The organism is Phormidesmis priestleyi BC1401 (assembly GCF_001650195.1).
GTDB lineage: Bacteria > Cyanobacteriota > Cyanobacteriia > Leptolyngbyales > Leptolyngbyaceae > Phormidesmis_A > Phormidesmis_A priestleyi_B.
The window spans coordinates 31,142-44,627 of the sequence record NZ_LXYR01000001.1; the positions used below are offsets into that span (position 1 = coordinate 31,142).

The following is a 13,486-nucleotide window of genomic DNA, read 5'->3' on the forward strand; positions in this document are numbered from 1 at the left end:
CGATCGTCAAGTGACTTTTGTCATAAATCTTTTATGGTTTGAAGAGTTGACACAGCTCGATCGCTTTCGTCTGCAAGGTCGAAGTTTCTTCTGCTCCACGTTTGAGGCTAAATTCTAGCTCAAGGAGGAGCGGTAAGGTCTGCTGCAACTGGTTTACAGAGATTTTAGCGAGTTCTTTTTGCAGAAAATAAAGCTTTTTAGGATTGTTGAGCTCGGCGGCTTGAGCGATCGTGCGATCGTCTCGTTCTCCCGACTCCAGCATGACTTTGATCCACAATCGTTGACGAAACTGTCCGATTAGAGTCGCCAGAATTTTGAGGGCAGGTTCGTTTTGACGCAGCAACTCTGTCACCAGTTCCAGCGCTCGATCGGTCTTGCCTTCGAGAATTGCCGCAACCAACTGCAAGCTGTTTTGAGTGCTAGCGGTGATCAGAGGGGCGATCGCGTCTACGCTCAGCGGCTGGCTTGACTCACTGCCCAACAGCCGAATCTTTTCTAAATCGCTATAGAGTTGCCGCGTGTTATTGCCAACTGCCTCCGCCAAAAATTCGGCACTGTCTGAGGTCAGCTTGACTCCCAGTTCTTGAGCAATTTTTCGCACTTGCCCAATCAACAAGTCGGTCTTCCAGGGCGGAATCGGTGAAAATTCCTGAATAGAGGCGTATTTCTGAAGCAGCTTCGTCGATTTGAGCCGTCCATCTGGCTTGCTAGGGCTAGTGAATAGTAACGTCGTTGTTTTCAGGATTGAGGGAAGCGTCCGTTCTAGCTCTACCAGCAGACTTTCTGAGCAGCGCTGAGCCAGCGTTGTATCGATGAGCCACACAAAGCGATCGCCCGCTCCAAACGGCGGAGTCATTGCCTGATTGAGTCCTTGGATCACTGAGTCAGGATGATCAGGCGCAATCTTATCCATGTTAAAACTCTCCCAAGCTGGATCAAGCACCTTTTTCTGAAGCGCTTTGACGGCTTGAGCGATCGCGAAGCTATCTTCTCCCCAATAGACGTAAATTGCCATACACCCGCTTTAGACCTTGGACTTTAGACTGTAAACTGATCAGAGTCCAGCGTCTAGAGTTTTGATTCTTAAAGATTTTTTAAGATGATCCCCGCTCCACAAGGGTTGGGCAGAAATGCTGAGATGACCCTAAAGCAAAGCGGCACTTTGCCGTTAGATTAAGGGTGGACTTCTAAACACATCGATTTACAGCGCGAGGCGATCGAGATTGGACGAAAACTATCAGACCTACCTTAATCGGGTGATGCGGATGACGCTCCCAGAGACCTACAGGTCGCAGGTGCAGCACATTCAGGAGTCGCCCAAGTTTCAACAACATCCCGTCAAAGGGTGGCAACCTACCAATTTTCCGGGCTATACCGTCATCACCCCGTGCGGAGGAGCCGATTGCGAAAATGCCGCTCTTTACGATCGCTTGAAACCGCTACAAGCTCAGTTGATGCGGCAGTTAGGCGAACTTCTGCTTGCAGTGCCGTCCAAAAGCTTTCATATGACGCTGGCAGATTTGATCTGGGACAGTGCCTATCGCCATGCTAGCGAGAATCCTGACTTTGAGGGGCAGTTGCGCGATCGTATCGCCGACAGTTTTCAACAAAGCCAAGCGATTTCTCGAAATAAGCCGATTCGCTTTCAGGCGTTGGGGTTGATGGTGATGCCACGCGCGATCGGACTTTGTTTGGCTCCGACAGATGAAGAGTCTTACGATCGAGCGCTTAAACTGCGACGAGCGATTTACCAAAACCCCGATGTGATCGCGATTGGAATCGAGCAGCAATACTACTTTACGCCGCACATCACGCTAGGCTATTTTGGCAATGTTGAAGCGGGGGTAGACTCCGATCGACTAAGCAAAGCCTTGAACGACTTTAATCAACAGTGGGTAGACGGTCAGCCTCAAGAATTTTGGGTGCATCGCGCCGAGCTTCAAAAATTCGACGACATGACTCACTACTATCGAGAACCTGATTGGGCAGCGTTTGAGTTTTGACGCTACAAATTGACTGCCCACAACATGCCTGCTGTTGTCAGCAAAAAGAGTAAGCCCATTGCCCCTGCCAGGGGCTTTTTTTTAAGACCAGTCAGCCATTCAGACGTGCGCCCCGTATAGCGAATCAGGTCGGCTGAGTCTAGGCTTGCCATCCCAAAAACCCAGCCTGCGTGTAAGCCCCAAGCAAGCCCTAGCTGATTGCGATCGACGAGCCGCGCCAAACAGAGCACCATGCCCATCAGCCACAGCCCCGGCAGTTGAGGAATATTTTCTCGTCCTTCCCAAACTAGATGAAGCAGGGCGAAAATTAGACTAGAGACGATCGCGCTGCTCCAAAGTCCATAGGCTTGCTCTAGTTGCCCTAGCAAAAATCCTCGAAAAATCAGTTCTTCGGTGACACCAATCCAAAGTCCTAACCCCAACGTGGGCAGAAGCACCGATCGCAACTGCTTCCAGTTCTCTGATTTCCACTCGATCCAGCCCAGTAGAGTTTGAACGCCAAACAGAATGGATAACCCGATCGTTCCCAATGCCAAACCGCGACTGACTGAGATGAGAAGAGCGAGATTCCAAGACAGCCCATAGCGAGCGAAGGGAACGTTTTGAACCCAGGCGGCTGCCCAAAGCACGATCGGAGCCAGCAAATAAAGTGATGCAACGAGCGGCAGCTTTTGACGAATTTCTAAAGGCTTAAACGGGTGCCACTTGAGCGCGATCGCTAAAGGCACCGCGATTGGGAGCCAAATCGCTATCCAAACTGCAAAAAAAACACCTACCTTTAAGAACATCGGCGCTTCCGCAAAAAATGGATGAGCACGATCGAAGAAGGTAGGCATAAAACAAGCTAAAAATGAAGAATGTTAGCGATCTCGCGATCGTCTTTTAGGCTAGTTTATTCTTCTTCATCCTCAACAACACTGGTTTGCTCGGTCTTATCTGCGTCGATTTGAATGAGATGAATGTGCTTGTAGCCCAGCTTAATTTCAAACTCATCGCCCGGTTTTAAACCCATTGCTTTGGTGTAGGCTGCACCGATCACAATTTGCCCATTTTGATGCACACTCACGCGATAAGTCGGCTCTCGCCCTCGACCATCTTTTGACCCTTCTGGACTGAGTGGAACCCCTCTTGCCTCCAACACAGCATGATAGAAGTCTGTTAGGTTGACGCGAGTTTGACTATCTTTAGTAACCGTGTAATAGCCACAACGCTTCGCCCTTTCTCGACGGGGCAATTGTGACAGTTCTTTTACTTTTTGAAGTAACGCTTTCCCTATTAAAGGGGCAGTTGCAGTTTCAGTCATCTGCTACAGAATATCCCTAGATTACTGAAATGGTAAATAGAGCCAATGGTCAATGTTTGACCTAATAAAATATATCCCTAATCTGCTCTATTTGCACAACATTTTTGTCTAAGTTGCCGAGTGTGTGTTAGATCAATAATTTTTTCTCGATCGTTGCTAGAAGCCGATAATTTTGACCTGCTGACTTTAACCTCGCCCTAACTTCATCAAAGATTGCATGAAACAACTGATCTAAATCTCTCGCAGTAAAGCTCATTTTTGGGTGTCAGGTGGCTCTATCAATTTAGCTGAGATGCTAGACTAAGACTTGTAAAAGTGCTGATTCTAGTAACTGTAAGCAGTTTTGTATTCACAAATCAAATGACGGTTTTTTCTGTAACAAGCTATTAACTTTAGCAGCCATTTATTTAGGAAATAGCACTCTCTTCTAGCTACGGTTTCTTTCATTTCGCATCCTTCAGACCCTCAAAGTTGCAGTTTTTGGTTTCTAGAATGCAAGTTGTTTTCAAAATTGTCCGCCAAAACCAAGATTCTTCACCCAGAGTTGAGTCCTACACACTTGACGTTGAATCGAGCAATACCATTCTCGACTGTCTCAATCAAATTAAGTGGGAGCAAGACGGCACCCTTGCCTTCCGAAAAAATTGTCGCAATACAATTTGTGGCAGTTGCTCAATGCGAATTAACGGTCGATCGACGCTGGCTTGCAAAGAAAATGTGGGCAGTGAAGTGGCTCGGTTTTCAACCACTGAAATTCCAGAAATCACGATCGCTCCAATGGGGAATATGCCCGTGATTAAAGACCTCGTAGTAGATATGCAGAGCTTTTGGGCAAATCTCAAAGCCGTTGATCCCTACGTCAGCACGGCAGCACGGCAAATACCAGAGCGAGAATTTCTGCAAACTCCAGAAGAGCGATCGAAGCTCGACCAGACTGGAAACTGCATCATGTGTGGGGCTTGCTATTCTGAGTGCAACGCCCGTGAAGTCAATCCTGGGTTTGTCGGTCCTCACGCCTTAGCCAAGGCTTATCGCATGGTGGCAGACTCTCGCGATGACCAGACCGAAGCCCGACTAGACCACTATAACCAAGGCACCGATGGGGTTTGGGGCTGCACTCGCTGCTATCTTTGCAATAGCGTCTGCCCGATGGAAGTCGCGCCGATGGATCAGATTGGCAAAATTAAGAGCGAGATTTTGGCGCGGACTGATGGGCAGACGAGCCGATCGATTCGTCACCGTAAAGTCCTCATTGATCTGGTTAAGCAAGGCGGCTGGATTGATGAACGGCAGTTTGGCTTGCAGGTCGTGGGCAATAGCCTTAAAGATCTTAAAGGACTGATGAGTCTTGTCCCGTTAGGGCTGCGAATGTTGGGTCACGGTAAGCTTCCGGCAAAGTTTGAGCCGTCTGAAGGGGCAAAACAGGTACGATCGCTGATCGAATCCGTCCAGAAATTCAAAGCAGAATCAAACCATTCTCAATCTTAAAATCACTCTCATCTGAATTAATTATGACTTCCCCATCCACTTCAGAAACGCCGACAGAAGACCAAAATAGACCCGAACCCGCTTTTGGTTGGACAGCTTACGCAGAGCAGATTAATGGACGCTTTGCCATGATTGGCTTTGTGAGTCTGTTAATTCTAGAATTCTTTACCCGTCAAGATTTCTTTACCTGGTTGGGCTTGAGATGAAATCCTCTATCATCGTGGATCTGTGGGCACTCCTAGTGGCTGTCCGGCACGGTTGTAGAGCAAAATATCCCACTGTCCTCTCGCGTTCGACTCAAAGGCGATCGTGGCTCCATCAGCGCTAATCGTTGGGTTCCTCACCTCGGCTCGGATATTCTCGGTCAAGTTGCGTAATTGGCGAAAGTCACGATCGTACAGATAAATTCCTGTGATTCCCTGCCGACTTCCCGCAAACACAATGTATCGCCCGTTGTCTGAGATCGCTGGACTCGATGCCATCAAATCGAGAGAATTTAGCCCCGGCAAGTCTAGTAACCGCTGCTCAATAGTGTCATATAGATAAATGTCTTGACTGCCTCGACGATCGGACGCAAACACAATATAACGACCTGCAATGCGCGGAGACACGTCTGAAAATGGACTATTCAGACTTCGCCCTCCCGGATCAAACGGAAACGGCAGCAACTGCGCCCCTGCACAGCCATTCAGCAGGGTAGCGATCGCAGCCAATCCCAAAAAAACAAAACGCTTCACACACAAAACCTAACTAAGGAGCCGTCGTCGGTGAGTTAGTCGGACGATCGTTAGGAATATCTAACTCGACAAAAGCACCTCGATCGAGCACTTCAATATCCCACTGTCCGCGCGTGCTGCTCTCAAAGGCCACATATCGCCCATCGGGGCTAATGCTCGGACGACGCAGCCACCCTTGATAGGCAGACATCAACACCTGCGATTGCTGAGTGGCTCGATCGTAGAGCCGAATCTCAGGAATGCCCCGATCGCTGGCAATATAAGCGAGATAGCGACCCGTGTAGCTAAGACTCGGATTTTCAGCGATCGCGCTGGGGCGATTGAGGCGTTGCAGATTGACAAACTTCTGCTGCTCCAAGTTATACAGCAAGATGTTGCGGCTGCCGTCACGGCTCGACACAAACGCCAAAATGCGACCATCGCCGCTCAGAGCAGGTTGCTCATCGTTGTAGCGGCTGTTGAGCGACATTGACCCGATCGGCGAGACCCCTGTAGGGCTGCAAGCGGCGATCGAACCCAGCAAAAGCAACTGAGCCATTAGACTAATTCTCGATCGCAGTTCACTTTTCACATCACAAGCACCATTTCATAACGAATCCCCCCAACTTCTCTCAACATCAGAAGCAGTGGGGGGATCAAGACAGGTGAGATTAACGATCGACGCGCTCAAACAACCTGAACGGTTAGACTAAGACCCACCCCAGTTGTCATTCTCGTCGTCATTTGGCTCAACGGGACGATAATCGACATAGTCTGAAGACGGCTCCTCTGCATTTCTGCGACGGTTGGCGATGTCTTCATCGGTTGGGCGAGGTCGTCTCGGCGCAGCAGATCCCTGCGAAGGATTGCCCGATCGCGGCGCAGCATTCCGGCTACGAGGGCGATCGTCAAAGTCATTATCAACGGTTGCGTCAATGACAGGATAGTCTGGACGAGCGCGTGGTTTACGAGTTTTGTCAGAAGGATTTAGCCGCTCGTCGCGAGTCCGATTTGAGGGGCGACGAGCAGCGCGATCGTCATAGTTACCACGCGTCGATCGGACATCTGGGGTGCCTTGAATTCGAGGACGACGCGCCCGCTCATCAATCACGTCCTGATCTTCAAACTCAGCGCTTTGACGATAGCGAGAGCTAACCGGACGATCGGAATCTACGATCGGGGTGTTGCGTTTTGCCTGCTCGGTTGAAACTTTACGAAGACGCAAATTCTCAAGCACAAAGAAAATAGAAGCGCCCGTTAGCAGCACCTGACCAAACTGCATAATCGGGTCAAAGCGCCAGCCATAAAAAATTAAAATCAAGCCACACAGCAAGCCGACGGCAGAAAAGAAAATATCGGAATCTCTCGACAATTCAGGACGGAACGATCGAACCGCATAAAGCCCCGCTCCACCGACCGCCAAAATAATCCCAGAAACACTAGCTAGATTGAACTGAAAGTTAACCATTCCCTGTCTCCTAGGTAAGCCTTATGATAGCGAGTTATGCCTAAGATCTCCACTGTAGCAAGCACCCGCTCGCTCAGACCTACCAATTGTTTTTTATGCTCTATATGATAAAGCCCAAATTTTACACCCCAAAGCAGAAACCTCAGCGTTAGCAGGAAGAGTGAACCAAATTCAACCACTGCCCCACTACAGCGGAGGTTTTACCATAGCCAGAAGATTGATTGGGTCGCTGCCTGACGTTAAGAACGTCGGATTTTGTCTTTTTGACTGATGAGGATCAGCCCGATCGTGGCAGGAACCAGCACCACCACCACGCCAGCCAGCAGGCTCAACAAGAAATTTGTTAAAGAAGGTGTCATCTGTCTCAGCGTCCTCTATCTACAGCAAGCAAATCACCATAATTTTAATCGGTTGCCACACGGTTGTATAGAGCTTTGAAAAATGGGATCGCGATCGCCCACCCCGCGACTCGTTGAGGACTCGCACCCACCAAACGCTAGAATTAGATGAGACGTGCCAGCACCGCTTCAACTTTTCATAAAATGCCCCATGATTTCTTCGACCATCGTCTCGTTGACTCTGAGCATCTTACTCGGACTGATGATTTTTCTGTTTATCATCCGCATCGTCCTCACCTGGTATCCGCAGGTGGAATTAAAGAAATTTCCCTTTAGTCTGGTGGCGATTCCGACCGAACCCTTTTTGGCGATTACGAGAACGCTAATTCCGCCAATGGGCGGCGTGGACATTACCCCGATCGTCTGGGTGGGCTTGTTTAGCTTGGCAAGAGAAATCTTGCTTGGGCAGCAAGGGCTTTTGACCCTACTAAACTGAGAGACGAAGGGAGGAATCTTATCCCTCGTCTTTTGGCTGCATCACTTTTTCAACAAAATTAGTGTAGATCTCGCCTCTTAGAAACTCTGGCGTTTCTAAGATTTTTTGATGAAACGCGATCGTCGTCGGCAGTCCCGTAATGGCGCATTCTCGCAGCGCTCGCTTCATGCGGCGAATCGCAGAGGGTCGATCGCTTGCCCAGACAATCAGTTTGCCGATCAGCGAATCATAGTAGGGCGGAATCTCATAATCGGTGTAGACGTGAGAATCCATTCGCACACCGGGTCCGCTCGGTGGCAAATAGCCGCTAATGCGTCCGGGGCTAGGACGAAAGTTAAAATCGGGATCTTCGGCATTGACGCGACACTCGATCGCGTGTCCCCGCAAAACCACTTGATCTTGAGTAAAACTCAACGCTTCACCCTGAGCGATGCGGATCTGCTCGGCAATCAAATCGATCCCTGTAATCATCTCAGTCACAGGATGTTCGACTTGAATCCGCGTGTTCATCTCCATAAAATAGAAATCGCCGGATTGGTCGAGCAAAAACTCAACGGTGCCTGCCCCTACATAATTGATCGACTTAGCCGCGAGAACGGCAGCATTGCCCATTTTTTCGCGCAACTCTGGGGTCAGCGCAGAACTAGGGGCTTCTTCTAACAGCTTTTGGTGACGACGCTGAATCGAACACTCCCGCTCGCCCAGGTGAACGACGTTGCCGTGGCTGTCTGCCAAAATCTGAAACTCAATATGTCGGGGATTTTGAACATACTTCTCGACATACACGCCTCCGTTTCCAAAGGCGGCTTCTGCCTCGCCTTGCGCTGCCATATAGAGTCTGCCCAGGTCTTCATCTGCTGTGACGAGCCGCATTCCTCGCCCACCGCCGCCTGCGGTCGCCTTAATAATTACGGGATAGCCCATCGATCGTGCGATTGTCCTCGCTTCCTCTTCATCTTTTACCAATCCTTTGCTGCCCGGAATGGTCGGCACTCCGACGCGCTGCATCGTTTTTTTGGCGGTCGATTTGTCACCCATCGATCGAATCGAGTCAGGTGAAGGACCGATAAAAACAATTTGATGGTCAGCACAAATCTCTGCAAATCGAGCATTTTCTGCCAAGAAACCATAGCCGGGATGAATCGCCGTAGCGTTGCGAGTCAGCGCCGCCGCAATGATATTAGGAATATTGAGATAGCTTTTACTGCTAGCGGGTTCACCAATGCAAACGGCTTCATCTGCGAGTTGCACATGCAGCGAATGACGATCAATCGTGGAATGAACCGCAACGGTGGCGATCCCCATTTCTTCACAGGTGCGAAGAATTCGGAGGGCGATTTCCCCCCGATTGGCAATCAGAATTTTCGAGAAACGCATGTTCTATGGGTAGGTTCTAATTCAGAAGATTCACACTTCTGAGGGACGCTGAAAGATAGCTTGCCGTGTTTCAACATAACCGATTCAGGACGGTCATTGTTCATCATCAGCATGACAATTTCAGTCATCGTGTAGTTGCCTCATGACTGCTGGGGCAAGCCCTGACCAGATAGGGGTTTTAACCTTTGCTGCGTCTAACCCGTCTGCTGCCCAAGTATTACAGGTTCGTAAAATAGAGTAGTGTCCGATCGCTTCATAAAATCCGCTCGTGTCGATCGAGGAGTCTTGAATGCGAATCGGCTGCCCTTGAGGGTCAGGCTGAAACGAGGCTTTAATAAAATTTACTAATTGCAAATAATCTTTTTGGTTCACCCCCACGCATTTCAGTTCGACATTTTGCTCGTTCGGTAATTCTGAATAGCCTTCTACATATAAAGCAGTCGGGTTTCCAGGCATGAATAAACTTCTGAGAACATTGGGAATTTTGACCTGTGACCAACTGGGCGTATTCATATAGAAGTCCCGATCGCCCCAGCCAAATTTAAGATATCGATAGTTTTGTTGCGCATCTCGCCCAACTTGATCAAGCGACAAAAACTGACTCCAATCAAACGCTTGATTCTGCACCGGAAGAATCAAATTGACGTGCATTGAGTCGCCTGCAGCATAGATTCTAAACGGTTGAGTTTGGCAACTGTGGGCAGGCGTTCCCCATCTTCTAGGCGTGACATAGCCAACTCCGAGAAGGGTTGTGGTGATCACAATGGGCGCAACAACATATCGCAAAGTCCGCTTTAGAAAAGTAGAATGTCGCTTGAAAATTTTTTGATTCATGACGGGTGGACAAAACTCTAAAATTACCCTATCGGTGCGATCGTACCCTGCATCCAAGCTGCTAGAAAAACTTCACACTCTCAAGGTTGATCGATCGCAGTAAAATCTGAAAGTGTCGCAGAAGGAATTGATTCTATGGCGAAAAAACCTGCTCCAACTGAGAAAAGAATCGTGCTACCGGGGGTCAGTTGGCAACAGTTTGAGACGCTGTTAGACGAGTTAGGATCTCATCGCACGGCGCGACTAACCTACGATCGCGGCAAACTCGAAATGATGACTCCGCTCGAAGAACATCAGCGCTGTAGCCGCCTAATTGAGTCACTGCTTCTCGTCATCGCCGATGAACTAGACGTGCAGATTCACTCAATGGGATCAGTCCTGCTCAAGCGCGCAGATTTAGAATGTGTCGCTCAACCCGATGCGTCTTATTACCTGACTGACAAAGTCCGACTCTCAAATCGAGCAGAACTCGATCTCAGTCAAGCCCCGCCTCCTGATATTGCCGTTGAAGTTGCCATCACCAAAAGCGCTTTAAACACGCTGGGGATTTACGCTACGTTGGGGCTGCCGGAAATTTGGCAATATTGGACGACGATCGGAGATAATGTCCTCAAAGGAAATTTACTGATCCATCAGTTGCAAAACGGTGAATATGTTCAGCGTCTTGCAAGCCCGACATTTCCGTTTCTGCCATCAAAACGAGTGTTAGAGTTCTTAGATCAGAGCGACAAAATTGGGTTAGCTCAAGCGCTGGCAGTCTTTCGGAGTTGGATTCAAGAGCAGCGATCGCTCAACACTTAATGGATCTTTTTAATTTTCACGAACCCCAAGGAACAGAAGCCCCGATCGTGGCAAATCTTCCTCACAGTGGAATGTTTGTTCCGGGCGCGATCGCCGCGCAGTTTACACCCGACCATCTGCGCTCGCTCCCCAATACCGACTGGCATCTCGATCGACTCTACGCATCACTTCCTAAGTTAGGAATCACAGTTCTGCAAGCGACTCACAGCCGATATGTCGTCGATTTGAATCGTCAGGTTAAAGATCCCATTTTTGGCGACTTTTGGACAGCCGCGATTCCTGAAAAAACGGCATTTGGACAACCGATTTATCAATCCATTCCTAGCCAGTCAGACATTGAAGGACGGGTTCGAGACTTTTATTTGCCTTATCACGATCGTTTAGCAGCAATTTTGCAAGAAAAGCTCGATCGCTTTGGCAGAGTCTATCTTCTCGATCTTCACAGCTTTATGGGGCTGATCACCGACCAAATATGTTTAGGCAATCGCAACGGAGAAACGTCTTCAGAATTTTTGATCTCTATAGTGGAGAAGAGTTTTTTAGAAGCGGACTATCAAGTTGTGAGAAATAAAGTTTTTACAGGAGGTTATATCACTCGACATTATGGTCAACTGCCCGGAGTCGAAGCACTGCAAATCGAAGTTCGATATCCCGTCTATTTAGATAACGCCCAGCTTGAAAAATCACAGCCTCCTGACTGGCGTGTTCCTGAATTTGATGCTGCCAAGAAAAAGTTTGATGCTATCTTCGGCTCTCTCAAAACTATACTTACAAATCCTCCGCCAACCTGTCTTTAGTTATTTAGAACAGATTCATAAATTCCCTGAACCAAAGCCTCACACCTCACGCATTACTTTATCGCTTCATGATTAAACTCCACACTCATTAGAAGCCTTGATGAAGATGCACAGACATCCGAAAAGACACCAGGAAATTGCCGTAGAAGTGATGTAGTTTGATCAACTGACTGATTTGAGCAAAACCCTGTTGATTAAAGTTCTCTTTATGTTCGGTTCAGATTCAGCCAATTGGCGCTAAGAAGGCAGCTTCTTGCATAACCTTCCGAATTGATCGCTAACCGAGATGTAGAGAGTAGGAGACATTGGTACCTGTCGATCGCTCAGATCAACTTAGTTAAACGCGAGGCTGTGGAACTCTACCGAGTGTTCTCCAGTCCCAGAAGACGGGAATACTATCACACAGCCGACTGACCCCATTTCTACCGAGAGCAACTGAAAGACCATGATGCCAGCAACCTCTTTTTACGCTGATGCAGAATACGGAAACTCTTCTCTAGAGAGCTTTCGTCCTCAGAGTTACGATGCAGGTTATGTCGATCGCGATACAGAGCCAGCTTCTGATGACCTGATGGATGTCGAAGTTGAGTATGTCGATCGCGCAGGACTTCTCGTACCAGTCCGTCAAACGACAGACTTGGTGAGGCTATATCTTCAAGAAATTGGTCGCGTCAGGCTGCTAGGTCGAGATGAGGAAGTCTCAGAAGCTCAAAGAGTGCAGCGCTATATGCGACTTTTAGAAGAGCGGAACGAAGAAGCTCTCAAAGGCAACGCCTCGATCGAGCGCTATGTGAATTTAATCGATGCCCGCGATCGTCTAACTTCTAGTCTGGGGCATCGTCCTTCTCTAGAGCGCTGGGCGGCTGAAGCCAGTGTCACTGTCTCCGATCTCAAGCCCATTGTGGCAGAGGGCAAGCAGCACTGGGCAAAGCTCGTCGGTCGGTCGGTCGAAGAACTTGAACAGACTCAAACTGAAGGACTTAAAGCAAAAGAACACATGATCAAGGCGAATTTGCGCCTTGTAGTGTCGGTTGCCAAAAAATATCAAAATCGAGGTCTAGAACTGCTGGATTTGATTCAGGAAGGCACACTAGGTCTAGAACGCGCTGTTGATAAGTTCGATCCGACAAAGGGCTACCGATTCAGCACCTATGCTTACTGGTGGATTCGTCAAGGCATCACCCGCGCGATCGCTACTCAAAGCCGCACGATTCGACTCCCAGTTCACATCACCGAAAAGCTTAATAAGATTAAGAAAGCTCAACGCAAAATCGCTCAGGAGAAAGGGCGGACTGCCACAATCGACGACATCGCGGTTGAGCTAGAGATGACGGCTCCTCAAGTGCGAGAAGTGCTGCTGAGAGTGCCGCGATCGGTGTCTTTAGAAACGAAAGTCGGTAAAGAAAAAGACACCGAACTGGGTGACTTGCTGGAGACAGAAGAAACCTCGCCTGAAGAAATCTTGATGCGAGAGTCACTTCGCCGCGATTTGCTGCAACTGCTAGCAGACCTGACAAGCCGAGAGCGGGATGTGATTCAGATGCGCTTTGGTTTGGGCAGTGATGGGCACCCCTACTCACTCGCTGAAATCGGTCGAGCGCTCGATCTGTCACGCGAGCGAGTCCGTCAAATTGAAGCGAAGGCACTGCAAAAACTGCGCCAGCCCAAACGCCGCAATCGTGTCCGCGACTATCTAGAATCTTTGAGCTAGAACACTCTAATCAACGTGAAGGCATTCTTTCGGGAAAGAAGCTTAAACCCCCTCTCTCACTGAGTTAGAAGCATCCCCTTTACAGTCTCCGGCTTTGAGTATCATCTCAACAAGGTGACTTTCTTGCAAATTACCTTGTTTTTTTATATGCTAT

The 13,486-nt window shown here is 48.8% G+C and carries 16 protein-coding genes; 7 read left to right on the forward strand and 9 right to left on the reverse strand.

Annotated elements, in window-relative coordinates:
• Positions 1 to 31 precede the first annotated feature (31 nt).
• The gene (holA, locus tag A8707_RS00175) at positions 32 to 1,015 is read right to left on the reverse strand and encodes a DNA polymerase III subunit delta (protein WP_068814231.1); all 984 of its coding nucleotides are present in this window, start codon (positions 1,013 to 1,015) and stop codon (positions 32 to 34) included.
• Between the two features lie 208 nt (positions 1,016 to 1,223).
• Between holA and A8707_RS00180 the strand changes: the two genes are divergently transcribed.
• Complete coding sequence (locus A8707_RS00180) at positions 1,224 to 2,003, forward strand: DUF1868 domain-containing protein (protein ID WP_074382442.1); 780 nt, start codon at positions 1,224 to 1,226, stop codon at positions 2,001 to 2,003.
• Between the two features lie 2 nt (positions 2,004 to 2,005).
• Here the strand turns inward: A8707_RS00180 and A8707_RS00185 are convergent, their stop codons facing one another.
• Entirely contained in the window at positions 2,006 to 2,839 is an 834-nt protein-coding gene (locus A8707_RS00185) for a CPBP family intramembrane glutamic endopeptidase (RefSeq protein ID WP_068814235.1), read from the reverse strand.
• 56 nt (positions 2,840 to 2,895) lie between these two features.
• Positions 2,896 to 3,306, reverse strand: coding sequence for an AbrB family transcriptional regulator (locus tag A8707_RS00190; protein WP_068814237.1), 411 nt, complete (start codon positions 3,304 to 3,306; stop codon positions 2,896 to 2,898).
• A gap of 492 nt (positions 3,307 to 3,798) precedes the next feature.
• Here A8707_RS00190 and A8707_RS00195 point away from each other — a divergent pair, with 492 nt between their 5' ends.
• Positions 3,799 to 4,794: a succinate dehydrogenase/fumarate reductase iron-sulfur subunit gene (locus A8707_RS00195; RefSeq protein ID WP_068814239.1), complete on the forward strand. Its 996-nt coding sequence runs from the start codon at positions 3,799 to 3,801 to the stop codon at positions 4,792 to 4,794.
• Between the two features lie 23 nt (positions 4,795 to 4,817).
• The gene (locus tag A8707_RS00200) at positions 4,818 to 5,000 is read left to right on the forward strand and encodes a chlorophyll a/b-binding protein (protein ID WP_068814241.1); all 183 of its coding nucleotides are present in this window, start codon (positions 4,818 to 4,820) and stop codon (positions 4,998 to 5,000) included.
• A gap of 9 nt (positions 5,001 to 5,009) precedes the next feature.
• Here the strand turns inward: A8707_RS00200 and A8707_RS00205 are convergent, their stop codons facing one another.
• The 4 genes from A8707_RS00205 to psbX form a co-directional block, all read right to left on the reverse strand.
• Positions 5,010 to 5,531, reverse strand: a complete 522-nt coding sequence (locus A8707_RS00205; RefSeq protein WP_068814243.1) for a TolB family protein — start codon at positions 5,529 to 5,531, stop codon at positions 5,010 to 5,012.
• Positions 5,532 to 5,544: 13 nt separating this feature from the next.
• Positions 5,545 to 6,069 (reverse strand): TolB family protein, encoded by a 525-nt coding sequence (locus A8707_RS00210; RefSeq protein WP_082906157.1) that lies wholly within the window; start codon positions 6,067 to 6,069, stop codon positions 5,545 to 5,547.
• 150 nt (positions 6,070 to 6,219) lie between these two features.
• Positions 6,220 to 6,978 (reverse strand): Ycf66 family protein, encoded by a 759-nt coding sequence (locus A8707_RS00215; protein WP_068814247.1) that lies wholly within the window; start codon positions 6,976 to 6,978, stop codon positions 6,220 to 6,222.
• A gap of 239 nt (positions 6,979 to 7,217) precedes the next feature.
• Positions 7,218 to 7,337, reverse strand: coding sequence for a photosystem II reaction center X protein (gene psbX / locus A8707_RS00220; RefSeq protein WP_068814249.1), 120 nt, complete (start codon positions 7,335 to 7,337; stop codon positions 7,218 to 7,220).
• Positions 7,338 to 7,527: 190 nt separating this feature from the next.
• On the opposite strand from psbX, the gene A8707_RS00225 reads away from it, so the two are divergent.
• Entirely contained in the window at positions 7,528 to 7,812 is a 285-nt protein-coding gene (locus tag A8707_RS00225) for a YggT family protein (RefSeq protein ID WP_068814251.1), read from the forward strand.
• Positions 7,813 to 7,830: 18 nt separating this feature from the next.
• On the opposite strand, the gene accC is transcribed toward A8707_RS00225, so the two are convergent.
• Complete coding sequence (gene accC / locus A8707_RS00230; protein ID WP_068814253.1) at positions 7,831 to 9,189, reverse strand: acetyl-CoA carboxylase biotin carboxylase subunit; 1,359 nt, start codon at positions 9,187 to 9,189, stop codon at positions 7,831 to 7,833.
• A gap of 120 nt (positions 9,190 to 9,309) precedes the next feature.
• Entirely contained in the window at positions 9,310 to 10,023 is a 714-nt protein-coding gene (locus A8707_RS00235; protein WP_068814255.1) for a TIGR02117 family protein, read from the reverse strand.
• Between the two features lie 135 nt (positions 10,024 to 10,158).
• On the opposite strand from A8707_RS00235, the gene A8707_RS00240 reads away from it, so the two are divergent.
• From A8707_RS00240 to sigC, 3 genes are all read left to right on the forward strand, one after another.
• Entirely contained in the window at positions 10,159 to 10,824 is a 666-nt protein-coding gene (locus tag A8707_RS00240) for a Uma2 family endonuclease (protein WP_068814257.1), read from the forward strand.
• The gene (locus tag A8707_RS00245; RefSeq protein WP_231947873.1) at positions 10,791 to 11,621 is read left to right on the forward strand and encodes an N-formylglutamate amidohydrolase; all 831 of its coding nucleotides are present in this window, start codon (positions 10,791 to 10,793) and stop codon (positions 11,619 to 11,621) included. The genes A8707_RS00240 and A8707_RS00245 overlap by 34 nt, the downstream gene beginning before the upstream one ends.
• Positions 11,622 to 12,066: 445 nt before the next feature.
• Positions 12,067 to 13,332, forward strand: a complete 1,266-nt coding sequence (gene sigC, locus A8707_RS00250; RefSeq protein ID WP_231947874.1) for an RNA polymerase sigma factor SigC — start codon at positions 12,067 to 12,069, stop codon at positions 13,330 to 13,332.
• The last annotated feature ends 154 nt before the right edge of the window (positions 13,333 to 13,486 follow it).

Coding starts and splice junctions, on each gene's coding strand:
- holA (WP_068814231.1), bottom strand. CDS start 1,015: ATGGCAATTTACGTCTATTGGGGAGAAGATAGCTTCGCGATCGCTCAA.
- A8707_RS00185 (WP_068814235.1), bottom strand. CDS start 2,839: ATGCCTACCTTCTTCGATCGTGCTCATCCATTTTTTGCGGAAGCGCCG.
- A8707_RS00190 (WP_068814237.1), bottom strand. CDS start 3,306: ATGACTGAAACTGCAACTGCCCCTTTAATAGGGAAAGCGTTACTTCAA.
- A8707_RS00195 (WP_068814239.1), top strand. CDS start 3,799: ATGCAAGTTGTTTTCAAAATTGTCCGCCAAAACCAAGATTCTTCACCC.
- A8707_RS00200 (WP_068814241.1), top strand. CDS start 4,818: ATGACTTCCCCATCCACTTCAGAAACGCCGACAGAAGACCAAAATAGA.
- A8707_RS00210 (WP_082906157.1), bottom strand. CDS start 6,069: ATGGCTCAGTTGCTTTTGCTGGGTTCGATCGCCGCTTGCAGCCCTACA.
- A8707_RS00215 (WP_068814247.1), bottom strand. CDS start 6,978: ATGGTTAACTTTCAGTTCAATCTAGCTAGTGTTTCTGGGATTATTTTG.
- psbX (WP_068814249.1), bottom strand. CDS start 7,337: ATGACACCTTCTTTAACAAATTTCTTGTTGAGCCTGCTGGCTGGCGTG.
- A8707_RS00225 (WP_068814251.1), top strand. CDS start 7,528: ATGATTTCTTCGACCATCGTCTCGTTGACTCTGAGCATCTTACTCGGA.
- accC (WP_068814253.1), bottom strand. CDS start 9,189: ATGCGTTTCTCGAAAATTCTGATTGCCAATCGGGGGGAAATCGCCCTC.
- A8707_RS00235 (WP_068814255.1), bottom strand. CDS start 10,023: ATGAATCAAAAAATTTTCAAGCGACATTCTACTTTTCTAAAGCGGACT.
- A8707_RS00240 (WP_068814257.1), top strand. CDS start 10,159: ATGGCGAAAAAACCTGCTCCAACTGAGAAAAGAATCGTGCTACCGGGG.
- sigC (WP_231947874.1), top strand. CDS start 12,067: ATGATGCCAGCAACCTCTTTTTACGCTGATGCAGAATACGGAAACTCT.